This window comes from Holdemania sp. 1001302B_160321_E10 (assembly GCF_015552275.1).
GTDB lineage: Bacteria > Bacillota_I > Bacilli_A > Erysipelotrichales > Erysipelotrichaceae > Holdemania.
In genome coordinates this window covers 14,445-32,300 of sequence record NZ_JADNEM010000010.1, presented here as the reverse complement: position 1 = coordinate 32,300, position 17,856 = coordinate 14,445, and the positions used below count along the sequence as shown (strand labels likewise).

13 protein-coding genes are annotated in these 17,856 nt (G+C 53.2%); 4 read left to right on the top strand and 9 right to left on the bottom strand.

Features of this window, described 5'->3' with window-relative positions; all coding sequences use genetic code 11:
* Window positions 1–150: 150 nt before the first annotated feature.
* The gene (locus I2D94_RS07715; protein WP_072683860.1) at window positions 151–1,758 is read right to left on the bottom strand and encodes an amidohydrolase; all 1,608 of its coding nucleotides are present in this window, start codon (window positions 1,756–1,758) and stop codon (window positions 151–153) included.
* Window positions 1,759–1,918: 160 nt separating this feature from the next.
* Between I2D94_RS07715 and I2D94_RS07710 the strand changes: the two genes are divergently transcribed.
* The 3 genes from I2D94_RS07710 to I2D94_RS07700 all read left to right on the top strand — a co-directional run bounded on the left by I2D94_RS07710 (window position 1,919) and on the right by I2D94_RS07700 (window position 7,926).
* Window positions 1,919–3,259, top strand: a complete 1,341-nt coding sequence (locus I2D94_RS07710) for an HdeD family acid-resistance protein (RefSeq protein ID WP_072683861.1) — start codon at window positions 1,919–1,921, stop codon at window positions 3,257–3,259.
* A 430-nt stretch (window positions 3,260–3,689) separates the two neighbouring features.
* Window positions 3,690–6,641: a response regulator gene (locus I2D94_RS07705; RefSeq protein WP_195396207.1), complete on the top strand. Its 2,952-nt coding sequence runs from the start codon at window positions 3,690–3,692 to the stop codon at window positions 6,639–6,641.
* Complete coding sequence (locus I2D94_RS07700) at window positions 6,625–7,926, top strand: ABC transporter substrate-binding protein (protein ID WP_195396206.1); 1,302 nt, start codon at window positions 6,625–6,627, stop codon at window positions 7,924–7,926. Before I2D94_RS07705 ends, I2D94_RS07700 begins: the two co-directional genes overlap by 17 nt.
* A gap of 122 nt (window positions 7,927–8,048) precedes the next feature.
* On the opposite strand, the gene I2D94_RS07695 is transcribed toward I2D94_RS07700, so the two are convergent.
* Complete coding sequence (locus tag I2D94_RS07695) at window positions 8,049–8,516, bottom strand: hypothetical protein (RefSeq protein ID WP_072683864.1); 468 nt, start codon at window positions 8,514–8,516, stop codon at window positions 8,049–8,051.
* Window positions 8,517–8,635: 119 nt separating this feature from the next.
* On the opposite strand from I2D94_RS07695, the gene I2D94_RS07690 reads away from it, so the two are divergent.
* Window positions 8,636–9,064, top strand: coding sequence for a GNAT family N-acetyltransferase (locus tag I2D94_RS07690; RefSeq protein WP_195396205.1), 429 nt, complete (start codon window positions 8,636–8,638; stop codon window positions 9,062–9,064).
* Window positions 9,065–9,174: 110 nt separating this feature from the next.
* Here the strand turns inward: I2D94_RS07690 and I2D94_RS07685 are convergent, their stop codons facing one another.
* From I2D94_RS07685 to I2D94_RS07655, 7 genes are all read right to left on the bottom strand, one after another.
* Window positions 9,175–9,861, bottom strand: a complete 687-nt coding sequence (locus I2D94_RS07685; RefSeq protein ID WP_072683866.1) for a hypothetical protein — start codon at window positions 9,859–9,861, stop codon at window positions 9,175–9,177.
* 50 nt (window positions 9,862–9,911) lie between these two features.
* A complete protein-coding gene (locus I2D94_RS07680) occupies window positions 9,912–11,075 on the bottom strand; it encodes an iron-containing alcohol dehydrogenase (protein WP_195396204.1) in 1,164 nt (387 codons plus the stop codon).
* 119 nt (window positions 11,076–11,194) lie between these two features.
* On the bottom strand, window positions 11,195–11,527 hold the full coding sequence (locus I2D94_RS07675) for a cupin domain-containing protein (protein ID WP_195396203.1): 333 nt from the start codon (window positions 11,525–11,527) through the stop codon (window positions 11,195–11,197).
* 249 nt (window positions 11,528–11,776) lie between these two features.
* Entirely contained in the window at window positions 11,777–13,843 is a 2,067-nt protein-coding gene (locus tag I2D94_RS07670; protein ID WP_195396202.1) for a serine hydrolase, read from the bottom strand.
* 195 nt (window positions 13,844–14,038) lie between these two features.
* A complete protein-coding gene (locus I2D94_RS07665) occupies window positions 14,039–14,935 on the bottom strand; it encodes a cation diffusion facilitator family transporter (RefSeq protein ID WP_195396201.1) in 897 nt (298 codons plus the stop codon).
* Window positions 14,936–15,359: 424 nt separating this feature from the next.
* Complete coding sequence (locus I2D94_RS07660) at window positions 15,360–16,730, bottom strand: MATE family efflux transporter (RefSeq protein ID WP_195396200.1); 1,371 nt, start codon at window positions 16,728–16,730, stop codon at window positions 15,360–15,362.
* A gap of 22 nt (window positions 16,731–16,752) precedes the next feature.
* Window positions 16,753–17,829, bottom strand: coding sequence for an SIS domain-containing protein (locus tag I2D94_RS07655; RefSeq protein ID WP_195396199.1), 1,077 nt, complete (start codon window positions 17,827–17,829; stop codon window positions 16,753–16,755).
* Window positions 17,830–17,856: the final 27 nt, after the last annotated feature.

Here is a 17,856-nt window from a genome sequence, read left to right as displayed (position 1 = left end):
CTGATGCGCCGCTGTTCACGCTTTCCACACTTGTTTTCAGGATAGCGGATTCCCGCAGGGAAGACAAGCTCAGCCCGAAAATCGTCAGATATTTGTCAGAAATTAAAAAGTCAGGCTTCACAACGGCAAACCTGACTTTTAATCTCATCCTTATTTCGCAATATAAACCGTAACGCCTTCCTTGATCGTTTCCAGCACCGCAATCGCGCCGATTTCCTCAACCGGACAGCTCAGCGGGTTCTCCTTTAGAATCACCAGATCGGCCAGCTTGCCTTCCTCCAGCGTTCCCTTACGCGCTTCCTCATGGTATTGCCAGGCTGCGTTGATCGTGACGGCCTTTAACGCTTCCAGCGGCGTGATTCGTAATTGAGGATTGAGCTGCTTTCCGCCTCTGGTCACCCGACGGCAGGCACATTCGACGCTTTCCAGCATATTGGGCATGATGACCGGCGTATCCTGATGCATCGTCACATTCAGCCCCTCGTCGATCGCCCAGCGCATCGGACTGATGTTGCCACCGCGTTGGAGCCCGAAGTTGCGCAGATGGATATCACCCCAGTACCAGCAATGCGCGGTGAAGAACGACGCCGTCATGTTCAGCGCCTTCATTCGCGCCAGCTGATCAGCCCGGACCAGCTGCGCATGGATCATCACCGGCCGCAAAGCTTCCGCTCCCGGATGCCGGGCCTGTTGGCGCTGCGTGCAGCGGATCAGCTGTTCCGCGGCCGCATCCCCGTTGCAATGGGTCAGCAGCTGCCAGCGATGGCTCATGGCCTCGTCGATCATCGCATCGACCTGTTCGTCGGTATACACCGGGTAACCGCAATATTGCGAATCTGTGTCAAGGTAAGGTTCGCTCATCCAGGCCGTCCGCCCTTGCGGGGAACCATCCAGGAATATCTTGACGCCGCCGATCCGCAGCCGGTTCTGATATCCTTGGGCATAATCCGGATGCTCGCTGATCAGCGCTTCATTCTCCTTAAGATCCACATAGCTGACGACATCGACCTTCAGCCGTTTCCGTTCGGCCATCGCCTGCAGCATCGCCCAGTCCGGACGCTTTGTGATCCCATCCTGCACCGTAGTGACGCCGCAGGATAAATACTTTTTTTGCGCCTGATCCAGCTGATCCAGCAGCTGATCAATATCCGGAGCCGCCATTCCCCGCGACAGCTGCGTAAATGCCGTTTCTTCCAGATATCCATCAGGCTTCCGGCTGCCCGCTTCCCGGCCGATCCGTCCGCCTTCCGGATCCGGCGTGGACGCGTCAATCCCCAGCTGTTTCAGCGCCGCGGAGTTCACGACGCCCATGTGGCCGGAAGCATGCGCGATTAAGATCGGATGCGACTCGCTCACCGCGTCAAGTTCTGCCCGGGTCGGATGCCGTTTCTCCCTCAGAAAATTATGATCATAACCAAATCCCTGAATCCACGCGCCCTCCGGCAGCTGCCGCTCGATGAGAAAATCCCGGATTTTCTTCTGCAGCTCGCCGATGGACGCCACATCGTCAAAATGCACGAGATTGACGGTCTGGGCCAGCGCCGTGATGTGGCTGTGGGGATCAATGAAGCCCGGCAGCATCGTATGCCCCGCCAGATCTCTTTCTTCCAGCTTCTCCTGCGGATGCGCCGCCTGCCAGTTCCGCGCCTGATCCAGCGAACCGACCAGCACGATCCGCCCCTCCTTCTCAATTAACGCCTCTGCCATCAGATCTTTCGCCATCGTCACAATCACACCGTTCTTATACAACACTGCCATACCGCAACCTTCTTTCTTTTGTCTTTATTATACCCGTCCCCCGCTCATCCTCGATAGTCATTTTCAGGCTTTTGTCAATCGTTTGGTGATTTGCTTTCTTTCATTCCTTATTTGTTCTATAATAGGTAAGAATTCAAGCGCAGGGAAGGGAGCGGGTCAAATGCTTACCAATAAATTCAGCAGTGCTTCTTCCTTATTAACGGGGATCTTTTTTATTATATTGGGCGCGTTGTTTTTTACGGAGTATTCCAAAATCTGGGCGTTGATCTATATTCTGTTTATGATCGGCTTTCTGTGGATCGGCCTCAACCAGATCCTGCGGGCGCTCAATAACAAGCAAAACGCCAGCCTGAACCTGCCGAAAGTTTTGACCAGTCTGTTATGCGTCGGTCTGGCGATCTACACCTTTTTCAATCCCGGCCTGTTCTTCAAGTTTATCCATTACGTCATCGGCTGGTGGGCTTTACTGAACGCCGCGATTCAGTTTATTAACTTCTACGTCTACCGCCGCGATTGCCTGAAAGGCACTTACGTTCTGTTCTTAAAAGGACTGGCGGACGCGATCTTCGCAGCGATGTTGATGCTCAAGCCGATCAACAAGCTGTGGATCGTCGCCTACATCGCCGGAGCTTATCTGATCTTCTACGGCGGCGTCACGGTTTTGGAAGCGTTGAAGGATTTATTAAGCGCCGGGATGAGCGTGAAAATCCGCGAGCATCTGCGCATCTCCATTCCAGTTTTAATCTCGGCGATCATTCCGCAGCGCTTCTTCCTGTCGATCAACGCGCTGATCAAAACCAACAAGCTGAATCCGGACGCGCACGTTGCGCCGCAGGCCAGCACGGATCTGGAAGTGTTCATCTACCTGAAAGAATCCGGTCCGGAATCGCTGGGACATGTTGATATCAGCTTTCAGGGTAACATCTATTCCTACGGCTGTCACGATCCGCATCACCGGGGGCTGTTCGGGACTCTGGGCGACGGCGTGCTGATCGTCTCCAAGCGTGAAGCCTTTCTGAAGCATGCGCTGAAATCTGAGGATAAGACGATCATCAGCTATGGTCTGGCGTTAAGCGAAGGCCAGAAAGCGATGCTTCAAAAACGGATTGACGCGATGCTGGAGCGTGCCTATCTCTGGCGGCCGGATGCTCAGTTAATCGCCGAGGGCGAAACGGCTGAAGGCGAAGCCCGGGATTACGCCTCGCGCGTCTGGAACGCGACGCACGCGCACATGTACAAGTTTGCCAACGGCAAATTCAAGACCTATTTTGTTTTCAGCACCAACTGCGTCCTGTTGGCGGATGAACTGCTTCATTGCAAGGAACTGGATCTGATCCCGATCGGCGGCATCGTTACGCCGGGCACGTATCTGGAGTTTCTCAACACGGAATATCTGCGGCCGGGCGGGATGGTCGTCGAGCGGACGATTTACAAGCGCACCCATGGCAAGGGCGGCGAACATGGCGGCTCGTTTGGTTCCTCGCTTTCTTCCTCTTCCTGATTTCAGCAAGATCTGCGTTACGGAAATTCGATTTGGATTTCCGTTTTTTTATTTTTTTACTTCCTTGACTTCCGGTTTGGGAAAACCGTGACGGATTCTGTTTTCGTCTGCCCGTTCCCTTTCCTTTTTCCGCTTTGACAAACGCCGTCCGCCAGGCGTCCTTATATGTTATAAGATATGTCATTTTCTGAACCAAATATGTTTGTTTAATACCAACATAAGTATTTATTCCGCGACTTTAATGTTATACTTTATTCTTGTATAGAACTAATTATTGATTCATCCCTCCTGCGGTTATTTTCATCAAAGCGCGCAGGTCAATGAATTGCGGGCTTCGCCTCACCGTCAGATCTGTCCGTTATTGTTTTACCGCCTTGCCCGCTCCTTTTCACCGTCTTAACACCCGCTATTGAAAATGAAGGTAAATCATATGAAAGTTAAAAAACAATCCGTCGCTTTCATCCTGGGGATGATCGTGCTGCTGGCAGGGACCGGCACGCTGATGATCACGGCGATGCGCGAAATCAAGGTTAAAATGAACGTCAGCGCCAACACGACGCTGCTCAACACCACGCGGATGATCTCCGACAGCCTGCTCAATAATTTTTCAAGCGATCAGCAGCAGCTGGAAACCTGCGCAAATCTGTTCAGCCGGATCGATCTTGAACAGCCGGAAGACGTCGTTCGGGCATTGGCGGAATATACCGAAGCAACGTCCTTTTTCCGTTTTTATTTCGTCAATGACGAAGGTGTGGGCTGGGATTCGACCGGCGCAAAGCTGACGCTTGAGGAAATGAGCTTTGACGATACCGCGCTGAGCGAGGGGAAAGCGGGTTATTCCGACGCTTATCTCGGCGCCAGCGGCCGTTTGCAGATCACATTCCAGACGCCGCTGCGGATCAACGGCCAACTTGCGGGCGCCTTGTATGCGGATAAAACAATGTCGAATTATCACAGTCCGTCGTTGTTCACATTCAACGGCGGGGCCGGCAGCGCCTACGTCGTTCAGGGTGAGGACGGAGCGTGGATCATCGACAGCTCCGCAAGCAATACAGACAACCTGTACGTTTTTCTTGGCAAGCAAAACAACGAACCGGCCGTCCTGGACAAGCTGAGAACGCTGATAGCGGACAACCGGTCGGGAACGATCCGGATTCAATACCATCAACAGAACAGCTTTCTCTGCTTCATCCCGCTGAACGCCAGTCATCACTGGTACTTAATTTCGATTCTGCCGCAGAATATCCTGCAGCAGGAGTCGGCGGAAGTTCTGCAGGTGATCTCCTTTGCCCTGGCCGGGTTGTTAGTCGCGCTGGTTTTAATCACGCTGCTCTTACTGAGCCGCCAGGCCTCCAGCAGCCGCGAACAGGAGCGCAAACGCCGCGAACAACTGTTCCAGATCATTTCTGAAAATGTCGACTTTGCCTTTCTCTTATATACGCCGTCCAGGCGGAAAGTGGAAATGCTTTCGGAGAATGTCCGCTTTTTATTCAACATTGAAACAAAAGAAGCCGTTGACCATCCGGAACGTTTGTTTCTGAGCTGCGGGATGCCGCCGCAGGATCCGGCCGGTCATGCGTTTCTCAACGGCGAGCTGACCCAGCGGCTGCGTTATGAATATCAGACCGGTACTGAAAACAAGCTTCAGCGCTGGATTGAGATTTATTTCATTCCCGTTCACAGCGATCAATATCTCGCCGTCCTGCACGAAACGACGGCTGAGCATCACATGCGTCAGGATCTGGCCGACGCCCTGCAGCAGTCGCAGGAAAGCAATCAGGCCCGAACTGTCTTTTTCTCCTCGATGTCGCACGATATCCGTACGCCGATGAACGGAATTATCGGCATGACGACCATCGCTCAGTCGCACCTGGACGAACCGGAAAAAGTCGCGCATTGTCTGGATAAAATCAGTCTCGCTTCGCAGCATCTGCTCGATCTGATCAACGAAGTCCTCGACATGTCGCGGATTGAAAGCGGCAAGATCAGTTTAAAAAAAGAACCCGTCAATCTGTCCCGGCTGATCTCCGACGTGCTGGTTCTGGTCAAGCCGGACCTGACGAAGAAACGCCAGACGCTGCATATCCGCTCAAGCGCGCTGGATTATGACACGGTGATCGGCGATACGCTGCACCTGCAGAAAATCTTATTGAACCTGTTGTCCAACGCCGTCAAATACACTCCGCCGCAGCAAGATATCACCATCGGGATCCATGAAGAAGCCGGCGTTGACGATAAAATCAACGTGATTTTCACCGTAGAAGACACCGGGATCGGCATGACGCCGGAATTCCTCAATCGGATCTTCACCCCGTTTGAGCGGGCGCAGGACAGCCGCATCAGTCAGATCACCGGCACCGGTTTAGGCATGGCGATCACCAAGAACATCGTCGACATGATGGCGGGAACCATTCAGGTGGAAAGCCAGGTTGGCGTAGGTTCCAAATTCACGGTAACGCTGCCGTTTACGACCACACAGACAACGCAGACAAAAAAAGTTCCGCTGGCCGGCTGTTCCGTGCTGGTAGTGGACGATGATCCCGACACCTGCGAAGGTCTGCGGATGATGCTGGAACGTGAAAATGTCCAGGTCCGCTGCGCCTACACCGGCCAGCAGGGAATTGACGCCGCGCTGCTGGCACATCAGGAAGGCCATGATTATCTGGGAATCATCATGGATTGGAGAATGGAAGGTCTTAACGGGATTGAGGCTGCGCGTCAAATCCGCGCCCGGATTCCTTCAGAGATTCCGATCATTCTGCTTTCCGCTTACAACTGGGAAGACGTCGAACAGGAAGCGCTGGATGCCGGCATTAACGGATTTTTAACGAAGCCGATTTTCCGGAGCGAATTGATTGAAAAACTCTCCGACGCTCTCATTCAGGTCAAAGAGGGAACGCCGGCGCTCAGCGATACCGCCCTCAGCTGGCCGGCTGAGGATTTCAGCGGGATGCGTGTTCTCTTAGCGGAAGATAACGAGCTGAACCGCGAAATTGTCATCGAACTGTTAAACGGCTGCGGAATTCAGGTGATCTGCGCGCATAATGGACAACAGGCGCTCGATCTTGTCCGCCAACAGCCGGAAGACGCTTTCGATCTCATCCTGATGGATATCCACATGCCGGAAATGAATGGCTATCAGGCTACCGCGGCCATCCGTTCGCTGCCGGATGCGGCGAAGGCCGGACTGCCGATCATCGCGATGACGGCCGACGCTTTTGACGAAGACGTCCAGAAATGCATGGCTGCCGGCATGAATGGACACATTGCCAAGCCGATTCAGTATCCATTACTTTTTGAAACGCTCCGCCGCTACCAGCCCTTTGAACAAAGACCTGCGACATCAAGAAACGAGGAGAACAACCATGACCATCAAAACTAAATTACGCAAAGCGGCGGCCGCGCTGACGGCCCTCTGCCTGATCGCCGGCTGTACCACCAAACCGAAAGACCCGGAAGTTTACATCGACGATAAAAATGAAGAAATCGTGCTCACCCTGTTCGCTCAGGGAGAGGTCGTTGCCAACCTGATTCAGCAATGCTTCAATGAAGTGATCAACCGCAAGCAGGAAAAAACATTTATTCTTTACAGCGACAGCGCCTCCTTTTACGCAGACGAAGGACTCTCTTACCGCGAGCTACTGTTAAAAAGACTGGAAAGCGGCGAAGCGGACGATCTGTTTATCATTCCCGCCGAAGACGTGCTGGAATTTGACCGTAAAGGTTATCTCTATGATCTTTCCGATATGGATTTCATCCACAATCTGTCCGCCGATGCGCTGCAGCAAAGCACCTATGACAACAAGGTATTCTCACTGCCGCTGTCTTATACGGCGTTCGGCTTGTTATGGAATGTCGATCTGCTTCATCAGTACGATCTGGAAGTTCCGCAGACACTATCTGAATTTCTGACTGTCTGCGAAACACTGAAACAAAACGGCATCGTCCCTTATGGCGCAAACATGGATTACGGCCTCAGCATTCTGGCGATGTGCACCGGGCTGGCGCCGTTGTACAGAGACGCGGACAAAACACAGAAACTGGCGCAGCTGGCTGAAGGAACATTGCCGATCAGCCATTATCTGCGCGACGGATTCACATTCTTAAAAATGATGATTGATCAAGGTTATCTGGACATTGAGCAGGCACTGAACACACAGCCCAACAGCGAGGAAGAAGCCGGCCGGTTCCGCGATGGTCAATGCGCGTTCATCAGCGCCTTTTGCCGGGCCGCCACTTTCTCCAGCGATTACCATTTCGAAGTCGTCATGACCGCATTGCCGGTTCTGGAAGAAGGCTCAATCTGCGTTGTCGGCGCGGATCAGCGGCTGGCTGTCAATCCCAATTCAAAACATTTAAAAGAAGCGCTGATCACAGTTGAAACGCTGGGTACTGTTGAAACGCTCAATGAATTCGCGAAGATGCTGGGCAAAACCTCACCAGCCCGCGGCAACGAAGCTTCGACTTTGCCGCAGGCCGCGCCGCTGGTTGCCAGTCTGGCAGAAGCCGAACAAATTCCCAATCAGGATTTCTCGCTGCATTTCAACACCTGGAATACAATTAAGGAATTGTGCGTTAAGCTGGGACAAGGGGAAAGTATTGAAGCCCTGTGCGATGAATATGACAAGATTCAGCTTGAGGAAATTGAAACCTATCAAGGACAGTAACCGAAACGGCATTCCGGATGAGCTGGAAACAGCACGATTAAAAAAGACCTGGATATCCCGACGCTTCATTCAACGTCGCTGGATCCAGGTCTTTTCTAGTTCTCTTCCGCTTGCGTGTATCTTCAGTTTTTAGCTTTCGCCTTCAGGTTCAGTTCAGCCTGTTCCTGTTCATAACGCGTCAGCATCGCTTCCACCGCATCCCGCTGCGCCGTTGAAAAGTAAACGAAGCGGCTGACCTTCTTCACCGTAAACTCCACCTTGATCTCCCTGGTTTCCTCTGCCTCCGTGACGTCGGCCTGCGTAATCCGATCCCAGGTATAAAGATTTCCCAGCAGTACGATTCCCTGATCGCTGAAACCGCTGCGCATCTGGCTGTAAAGAACCCCCAGCAAGACGATCAGCACCGTCTGAACGATCGAGAATAACGAATGGTTTTGAAACAGCCGGATTATGCCGATAACGACGAAAAATGCCGTAATGATCCAGGTCGGCCCCAGCTTGCCCGGCACTTGAACCTGTCGGGAATGCATCGCCATCCGGGTAAAATAAAAGAGTAAAATCAGATTGACTATGACAATCGCGATTTCCATGAATTCTCACCTCATGGTGAACATTATACCATGATCTTAGCGCTTTAGAAAGAGCGAGGGCGCCGGTTGACAAGTGTCTTAAATCAAGCTACGATAAAACCAGCCAAGGAGGAATTTTCATGGAACTACATTTTTTCACCGGAAAACAATCTGGTTTCGAACAGGCCGCCGCGATTCGTCAGGCGGTGTTTGTCGAAGAACAAGGGTTTCATAATGAATTTGACGAAACTGACGAAACCTGTCTGCATTGCGTGATCTGCGATGGAGAACAGCCGGTCGCCACCTGCCGGGCGTTTGCCAAGGGCGACGAAAGCGGCCGCTGGATCATCGGCCGGGTTGCCGTCAGCCTGAACTACCGCGGCCAACATCAGGGAAACGCGGTGATGAACGCCATGTTGAAGCATCTGTCAGAACAGGGGGTGCGGGAAGTGGAAATTTCCGCTCAATGCCGCGCCGCCGGCTTCTATGAAAAGCTGGGGTTTCGTTCTACCGGAGAAACCCACATGGACGAATATTGCCCGCATGTGACAATGCTCAAGACGCTTTGACCGCTGATGACCGTCACCATCGTCCCACAGCGCTGAATCTTAATACGGCTGCAATCATAAAAGGAATTCCCTTATAAGTCCCGGGAATTCCTTTTTTGTTTTCTTGATAGCTATCGTTCGGCTACCAGCGCCAGATTTTCCTCGAGCATTTGCCTGATCATCACTTCCCAGGCTGTGCCCTTCAATTTTTCCATAGCTTCCTTCAGCATCTTGCGGCAGTTTTCTTCATCATTCTTATAATAGTAGAGCTTCGCCGCACGGTACAGGAAAATTCCCTGATAAAACGGATTGGTCATTTTCGACGCCAGATCCAGCAGCTCGTCCAGAATCTCCGTGTTGTGATGAATATAAATTTCAACTAAAAAGGTACATTCCTTGAGGATACTTTCCACCTGCGAATTGTTGAATTTCGCGGCGATGGCCTTCAAGGTGTCATACGCCTTCAGGGCTTTATCGAACTGCCGGGTATCAATATAAAAGGACACTTCCTTCTGCGCTAACCCCAGCTTGTTGGCCGGATTCATTTTAACGGCGTCCAGCTGTTCGAAAATCTCCTCGATCTTCGCCGTTTCATTCTGCATCAACAGTGCGTCGATCGCCATCAGCGAACGGTTTTTTTTCGAAAAGAACATCTTCCCTTTCCAACTGTTGAGGACCTCGAGATATTTCTCCGGATTGACCTCCTTATACAAAATTTCCGACAGCTCGACCATCAGCTTCTGCATCATCCGGTTCAACAGGAAGTACAGGATCAGACCGACGGCGAGAATCAGGACAAACTGAATGATTTTATTCATGACTTTCCCTCGACTTTACTTTGTTAACTATATCATAAAATTTGAACAGCTTACAGACAGGCACGATAGATTTCCAGAATATCCTCGCGGGTTAACGGCACAAAGGCGCGGCTGAAATCATTTTTCGCCGCCTGATCCGCCATTTCTTCCAGCCGGCTTTCGTCAATGCCGACCTCGCGCAGCGTCATCGGCAGCCCCATGGAAGCAAAGAACGCCGACAATCTATCTATCCCCTGCTGAGCCGCTGTCCAGCAGTCCAGCTGCGGATCGACGCCCCAAACATTCAGCGCAAACCGGGCGAAGACGTCGACGGTCTGTTCGTTAAGCACATGCTTCATCCAGCGCGGCGTTATGATTGCCAGACCAACGCCGTGGGTGATGTCATAATAGGCGCTCAATACATGCTCAAGCGGATGACATGTCCAGGCTCTGTTTTTCCCCAGCGAATTCAGACCGTTGATCGCCAGCGAGGCCGCCCACATCAGATTGGCGCGGGCGGCGTAATCGTCCGGCCGGGCCAGCGCCGCCGGCCCCGACTGAATACAGGTTTTTAACAAGGCTTCCGACAAGCCGTCCTGCACGGAAGCATCGCGGACCTGATCAAAATAAGATTCCATAATGTGCGACATGATGTCCGCCGTCCCCGCCGCGGTCTGACCCTGGGGAACGGTATAGGTATAGGTCGGATCGAGAATACTGAAGCGCGGATACATGCCATAGCTGCTGAAACCGCGCTTGTCGTGGGTTTCCGGATTGGAAATCACCGCAATGTTGTCCATTTCCGAACCGGTCGCCGCCATCGTCAGCACGGTGATCAACGGCAGGCATTCCTTCACCTTCGTGCGGTCGAGCACCAGCTCCCAGGGATCTCCCTCGTATGCTGCGCCGGCACAGATGGCTTTCGAACAATCCAATGTGCTGCCCCCGCCGACCGCCAGCACGCAATCCAGCTGATGTTCGCGGACCAACCGGACGCCTTCGCGCACCGATCCGATTTTCGGATTGGCCTGCACGCCGGACAGTTCCTGCCACGCGATCCCATTTTCTTTCAACAAGTTTGTAATCGTATCGTACAATCCCGTTTTTTTCACGCTGCCCCCGCCATAAACCAACAGCACCCGCGTACCGCAGGTCTGAATCAGTTCTGGCAGATGAACGATCTGACCTTGTCCGAAATAGACTTTTGTCGGAATATCATAAATAAAATTATTCATCCTTTTTCCCTGACCTTTCTTAATGAGCCCTTGCCGGACTTTTGCCTAACGAACGTGGCGCGCTGATTCCCGCCTCCGGCCGCTTTGCCAAAATGCAGCGATGTCTGCGGCTCAGGAAATTATGGAAAAACCACTGTCAGCAGCATTTTAAACGCCATCTCGGCATAGACGGCATGCGGCTTGCCCGCCGGCATGATGATCGTTTCTCCAGCCTTGCAGAAATGGACATGACCTGCGATCGTAAAGCGGCCGATGCCTTCCAGCACCAGGACCAGCGCGTCGCCTTCGGATTCATGCGTACTGATTTCCTCGCCCTGATCAAACGCAAACAGCGTCAGGCTGACCGCGTCGTTCTGGGCCAGCGTCTTACTGACGATCTGCCCCGGCAGCACAGCGACCTGATCGGCTAATTTTAAACTGGTTTCCGGATTCATGTTTTTAATATAACTCATAAGTTTTCCTTTCCAGAGGTCTGGCCTCAGCCAGCCGGCACCTTGCGAAATCCGGCTGTCATTATGATTATTTTACCATGGTTTCCTGCGTTCTGCGCACTATTCCTGTCGATGTGGAAGAAAGCTGGAATTTCTGATGGAACGGGATTCCATCTTTGCTTCAATGTGAAAAACTGCCGGCGTGTTTTCACACCGGCAGTCTGAGAAGATTCTCTGTTTTTCCCCATGGGAAATTGAAACCAGACGACGCTAATCGGAGATCGTGATCGTAAAGGTTGTCTGCGGATCGCCGGCCAGTCCCAAATAACCTCCCTCCGGCAGCGTCAGCGTCTGATCGCCGTCAGTGACGCGGTTATACTGGCAGATCATCGAAGAATTGTACATGAAGACTCCGTCGGATTCGGAGGTCACCGTCAGCGTCTTGCCTTCCTGCAATGCGGGAATAAACAGCCATAGGGTATTGCTGGCTTCGCCGATCGTGACGGTCATACCATCTTCAAGAAGATCCGCCGCTTCTTCGCTGACGTACAGATCGCCGCCTGCCTGCAGATATTCGACGCCGTCTTTCGTGAAGAACTGGTAATCAAACTGATCGCGGCTGCCGCTGCCTGGAATCTGAACGAAAGCTTCGGCTCGGTTTTCATCCATGATTTTATGAGCGTTGACATAGCCTTGTGCAAATGTGCTTAGCGGCGCCGGAGCGACCGGCAGAATCATTTCATAAATCTGTGATTGGGCACTCTCGCTCAACAGGAAGTAGAGCTTTCCGCTGCGCTGCTGCCAGGCGGATTTTACGGCATCGGATAACGGATTTTCTTCCACCTTCATGGCGTAGTACACCGTTGCCGCCGTGTAGCCCAAACCCGGAATTTCCGTCACGGCTTCGACTTTCAGATAGGTGTGTCCGCTGTTTTCCTCGAAGCTGAACAGCTGGTTGGTCGTTGGCGAAGGCAGCAGGAACTTGCCATCCCCGACATGCGTCAGCGGCGTCGGGGTATCCGGCACCTGTTCCATCGTGAAGTTGAGCATACCCTCGTCGGTGAAGTCGATCCGATACAGCGAGGTGGAATCTGCGTACAATCCGGCATAGTCCTTGACTCCATCCGGAATCGCCGGAATTGTTTCCGGCACCGACGGCAGCTGATAACGCGGCAGCGCTTCGCTGATCGCGCCTTTTTCCAGCAGCGCCTGTTCCAATAGCGTTGCGGCCATCATCTGATTATACGAGCTCAGTCCGCCCGAGCTCAGAACGACGCAGGTCAGGCCATATTCCGGAATGACTGTGAAATTGGCGTGCGAATACATCGTATCGCCGCCCTTGGTCAGCGCCTGGATGCCGCCCTGGGCAAACGGGGCCAACGCGACGCTGTCCCAGCCTAAGCCATAATCCAGACTGTTGGCTTCCTCGCTTGGCCAGATCCCTTTTGCGGCTTCGTTTTCACTCATCGCGCTTAAAGAATCCGCGTTGAGCACCGGGGAACCCGGCATGAACGCCTGACCCCAGCGACATAAATCCTCCGCGGTGGAGAAGAGGCCGCCGGTACCGATCACCGACACGATATCCGCCGGAATCTCCCGTTCCGGCTGACTTGCGGAATAGACTTTCGGCATCGCGCTGAAATCGACGTTTTCCACCGGCGTCTGCGTCCGGCCCATGTCCAACGGTTCTAAAAACTGCGAGCGGAGATAGCTGGTAAAATCCTGACCGCTGACCTTTTCCACAACCAGCTCCGCCAGCACATAACAATCGTTGGAATACACAGAATATGCGCCCGGATCCGCCTGCAGCCGCATCGTTTTCAAGGTTTCCAGGAATGTATCGTGAGCGGTCGTGCTCGGTGCGAACACAAAACCCTCGTCAAAGGTTGAACCCGGCAGGCCCGCGCTGTGGTTCAGCAGCATCCGCACGGTGATCTCAGAATAACGCTCGTCCGCCATCGTGAATTCCGGAAGCAGCTCCGCGACCGGCTGATCAAGTTTCAGCTTGCCCTCTTCCTGCAGCTTCATGACGGCTGCGGCCGTAAACATCTTCGACACGGAACCGATCGCATATTGATCGTCCGCGCTTAACGCCTGATCGGAGCCCTTGGCAAACACGCCCCGCTGACCCGAGACGAGGATCGTATCCCCATCCATCAGCGCATATTGAACGCTTGTGGCGCCCAGCTGACTGACTAACATCTCCGCCAGCTGATCGGCGGTTTGCGTCAAGCCTGCGGTTTCCATCGTCGGCTCACTGCTCGGCGTCGGCGTCGGCTGCGCCGTGCAGCCGGACGTCGCAAGCAACAGCGCCAACAAACATGTCCATCGTTTCATTAAGTATCCCCCTTCAAATTTCTGATCGTTTTGTTTGATCTGACTGTAATTAAAACACAGCTGACCGGCAAAAACAAGCCGTCGGCGATCAGCGGAGAAAATCAGACCCTGACCGGAAGCCTGATTCGGGCAGCGGCCGGAGTTCCGTTTAGAATTGAGCAAATTGAAAGAAACAGATTGAAAGACACAGATTTTCTATTCTTTCCGGACCGGATTGACATGAATAGCGCAGTGCTTCACTCGCGGGAATGTTTCCTCTACCGCCTGATGCACATTTTCAGCGATCGCGTGAGCTTTGACTAACGGCAGGTGGGCGTCGACGCCGATCTCCAGTTCGACATAAATCCGATTTCCAAAAATCCGGGTGCGAAGCGTATCAATCGTCATCACGCCGGGCTGCCTGACGATCACCTCGGCGATTGCGTGCAGCGCTTGCGTATCACAGGACTGGTCAATCATCTTATTCAGCGACTGCCAGAACAGTTTTACAGCCACTGCCAGAATCAGGGCGCAAATGATCAGCCCCACGGCGGGATCCATCCACAGCCAGCCCTTCCGCGCACCGCCGATGCCGAGCAGCGCCCCCAGCGACGACAAGGCATCGGAGCGATGATGCCACGCGTCTGCCATCAGAGCATCGGAATCCACCGTGAGCGCAGCCCAGCGTGTCCACCAGTATTGGCCTTCCTTGACCAGAATCGAGACCACCGCCATCATCAGTGCTGCCCGGCCCGGAACTTGTAAATCAGCCGGATGGCAAAGTGTCCTGATTGCGCTGATCCCAACGCCGACCCCCGTAATTCCCAACATGACGGCCAGGATCAGGGACGCAGCGCTTTCCAGGCGTTCATGGCCAAACGGATGATTGGCATCTGCCTGGCGATGTCCGCAATGCACGCCGATCATCACGACGACAGTGCTTGCGCAATCGGATGCAGAATGAACGGCATCGGAAATCATCGCCTGCGAATGTCCGGCAATTCCGGCAGACAACTTGAATATGGAAAGCAGTAAATTCAGAATCAGGCTGGTCAGGCTGACGTTCAGCGCCAGCTTTTCAGCGGAATCGGAAAAAGAAGATTTCTCAGTCATGCTTTAATCCCTCGCATTCCTCTTAATCTTATGAATTGATTACCCATGTTGTGACTTCATCATGATTTTCTTTTTCCTCCACCACGTTAGCAAAATCAAAAGATACGCTGATCAACACCTTGACATCCTCGTCTTCCATGGCATGATTAAAGACACAAATCACCTGATTAAGGTCATCAGGCGTCTGGCTTTCGATTATCACTCATTTATTCAATGCAAGACTCGCATTTTGCTTATTTCCAACATCTTATCCCTGTCGTTTTCTCCTGAAAAAGAAAGCGTCTTGGCAACACTCGAACGAGTTTTCTACTAAGACGCTCTTTTTATTTCCGTTAATCAGTAACCATTCTCCCCACGCTTTCAGCGGCCGCTGCGGAGATAACTGATGATTTCCTCAGATCAAACGTTTCATTCCTGATCGTGATCATGACGTCCGCTCTTGAAGAGTCACCTGATGAATCCACTGACAATGATGAATCCGCCAGTCCCCGGCAAACGCCTTGATCACATCGTCGCACCGCAGGATAAAGAAGGTCATGAACACCGGAATTCCCGCCTGCTGCGAACACCACCAGCCGACTGGAATACAAAACACCCATAAATAAAATACATCGTTGAAAAAGACGAACCGGGCATCCCCGCCGCCGCGCAGAATCCCGACATTATTGACAAACCCCATACAGCGGAAGATTTCGATCAACGCGCCCACGGTCATAATTTGAACGAGCACGCCGAACGTTTCCGGCGTAATGTTGTAAAATTTCGGCATCAGCGGAATGATCGCCAGAATAAACAGACAGGCCAGCGTCCCACTCGCCGCTCCGACCCGCTGCAAAAGCCGAATCGGCTGATCCAGCTCGGCCTGTTTCCCTTCGCCGATCAAGTTGCCGACGACGACCGAGGCGGCTGCGGAAATCCCCTGCGAGAGCGCGCAGGAAATCTGCGCAACGACGTTGAAGATCGCATACGCCGTCGCAAACGCGAAAGCCATGTGGCCGGAGATCATCGTCAGCACCGAGCTGCCCAGCACCCACGTCAATTCATTCGCGACCACCGGCGTGCAGTTTTTGACAAACGAAGGCCACAGAATCTTCTGTGGATGGAGAATACAGCTGAACCGGAAACGAATCTTTTTCTCAAACCCAAGCGAATAAACGATTAGAATGGCGCATTCCAGCATCCGCGCCAGAATGTTCGCCAACGCACTCCCCACAACCCCGCAGGCCGGAACGCCCAGATTGCCGAATACGAAAAGCCAGTTGAAGATCACACTGGCCCCGATCGACGCCAGCGACGCACCCATCGCCACATTCACGTCGCCGACAGCCCGCAGCGTATTGCCCAGAACTGTCGTGATCCCGAAAAACAGATAGGACACGCTGACGATCCGCAAATACTGTGTACCGACTGCGATCACTTCGGGATTGTTCGACAACAGCGTCATGACCTCGCGTGGAAACAACGCCGCGATCGCAACCAGCACCGCCGCCGTGCTCAGCATTACGCGGAACGTATAGCCGATCACCGACCGGATCGCTTCGCCATCCTGTTTTCCCCAATACTGCGCGATCAGCACGTTAGCGCCGCCGGTCGTTCCGAACAACGTCAGCTGGAAGATGAAGAACAGCTGGCTGGCCTGCGACACCGCGGTCAGCTGCGTTTCGCCCAGCGCGCCGACCATCAGCGTGTCGACCATGTTGATGCCGACGGAAATGATCGTCTGCAGCGCTACCGGCACCGCGATCAACAAGATCGCTTTCAGTAAAGCAAAGCGTTGAGGGTTGAGAAAAAGCACGTTCCCGTGCTTCTTCCTCTGCTTATTCATCGTGCGTATTGAAGTATTTCATCTCCGGGAGCGGATCCTGCGTTTTAATGTCCTTCAATTCAATGCCGTAATCCACCGCCAGCCGGTAAGCGAGGATTTCCACGACCGGCGCATATTCCAGGCACGCGAAGTCCTTCGAGGCCGGCGTGAAGCCCAAATCGTCCGCGTCGATCGGATTAGCGCCGATCACATACGCATGGCCGACATCGTTTTTCATGTATTTCGCAATGCCCATCGCGAGATGGTTATCCTTGCCGCCGTCATTGAGCACAATGACCGCATGCCGTTTCGTGAAGCCCATCGTCGGTCCGTGCAAACCGTCGTCCATTTCATAACCGACGCACATGAAGCGCTTGGCGATCTCGAGAATTTTCAGCGCGCCTTCCATCGCAACGCCGTACAGACTGCCCGGGCCATACAGAACAAAGGCATCGACGTCCATCAACGCTTCCTTGTTGTGATCAAACCAGGCCAGTGTCCGGTCGCAGATTTCCTTGTGGTCTTTCGTCACTGCCAGCGCGTCTTCCATATAGGCCGCCGCTTCCGTCTCGCTGACAACGCCGCGCGCCTGTCCCAGAGCCACGCCCATCAGCATTTCCGTCAGGATACTCGCGCAGTAACCAATCGTGCGCATACCGTATTCTTCGTAGCCGCAGCCCATGTCGATATGCACGTCCGCTTCTTTTGCCAGCGGGGTCGTCGGCGCTTCCGTAATCGCTGCCGTCAGACAGCCCAGCGCTTTGACTTTTTTCAATGCCTGCTGCGTCAGCGTCGAGGTGCCGGACTGGGAAACGAAGACATACAACGCCTTCGGGTTATAAACCGTTTTTGCCAGGAATTCGTTGGGAATCATCGTGCACGTTGACAGCTTGCTTGCTTTTTCAACAAAACGGTACGATGTCAGCGAACAGGTGTTGCTTGTGCCGGAACCGATAAACATGATTTCGTTCAGCTCGCCCAGCCGATCCTTTACTGCGTCCAACAGCGGCGCAAATGTTTCTTCCCGGCGTGCGACGATCCCTTCAATCACCGACGGTACACGATAGATGCAATCCAGTAATGTCACCATTTCTTTTCCTCCTTCAAATGGAATAGA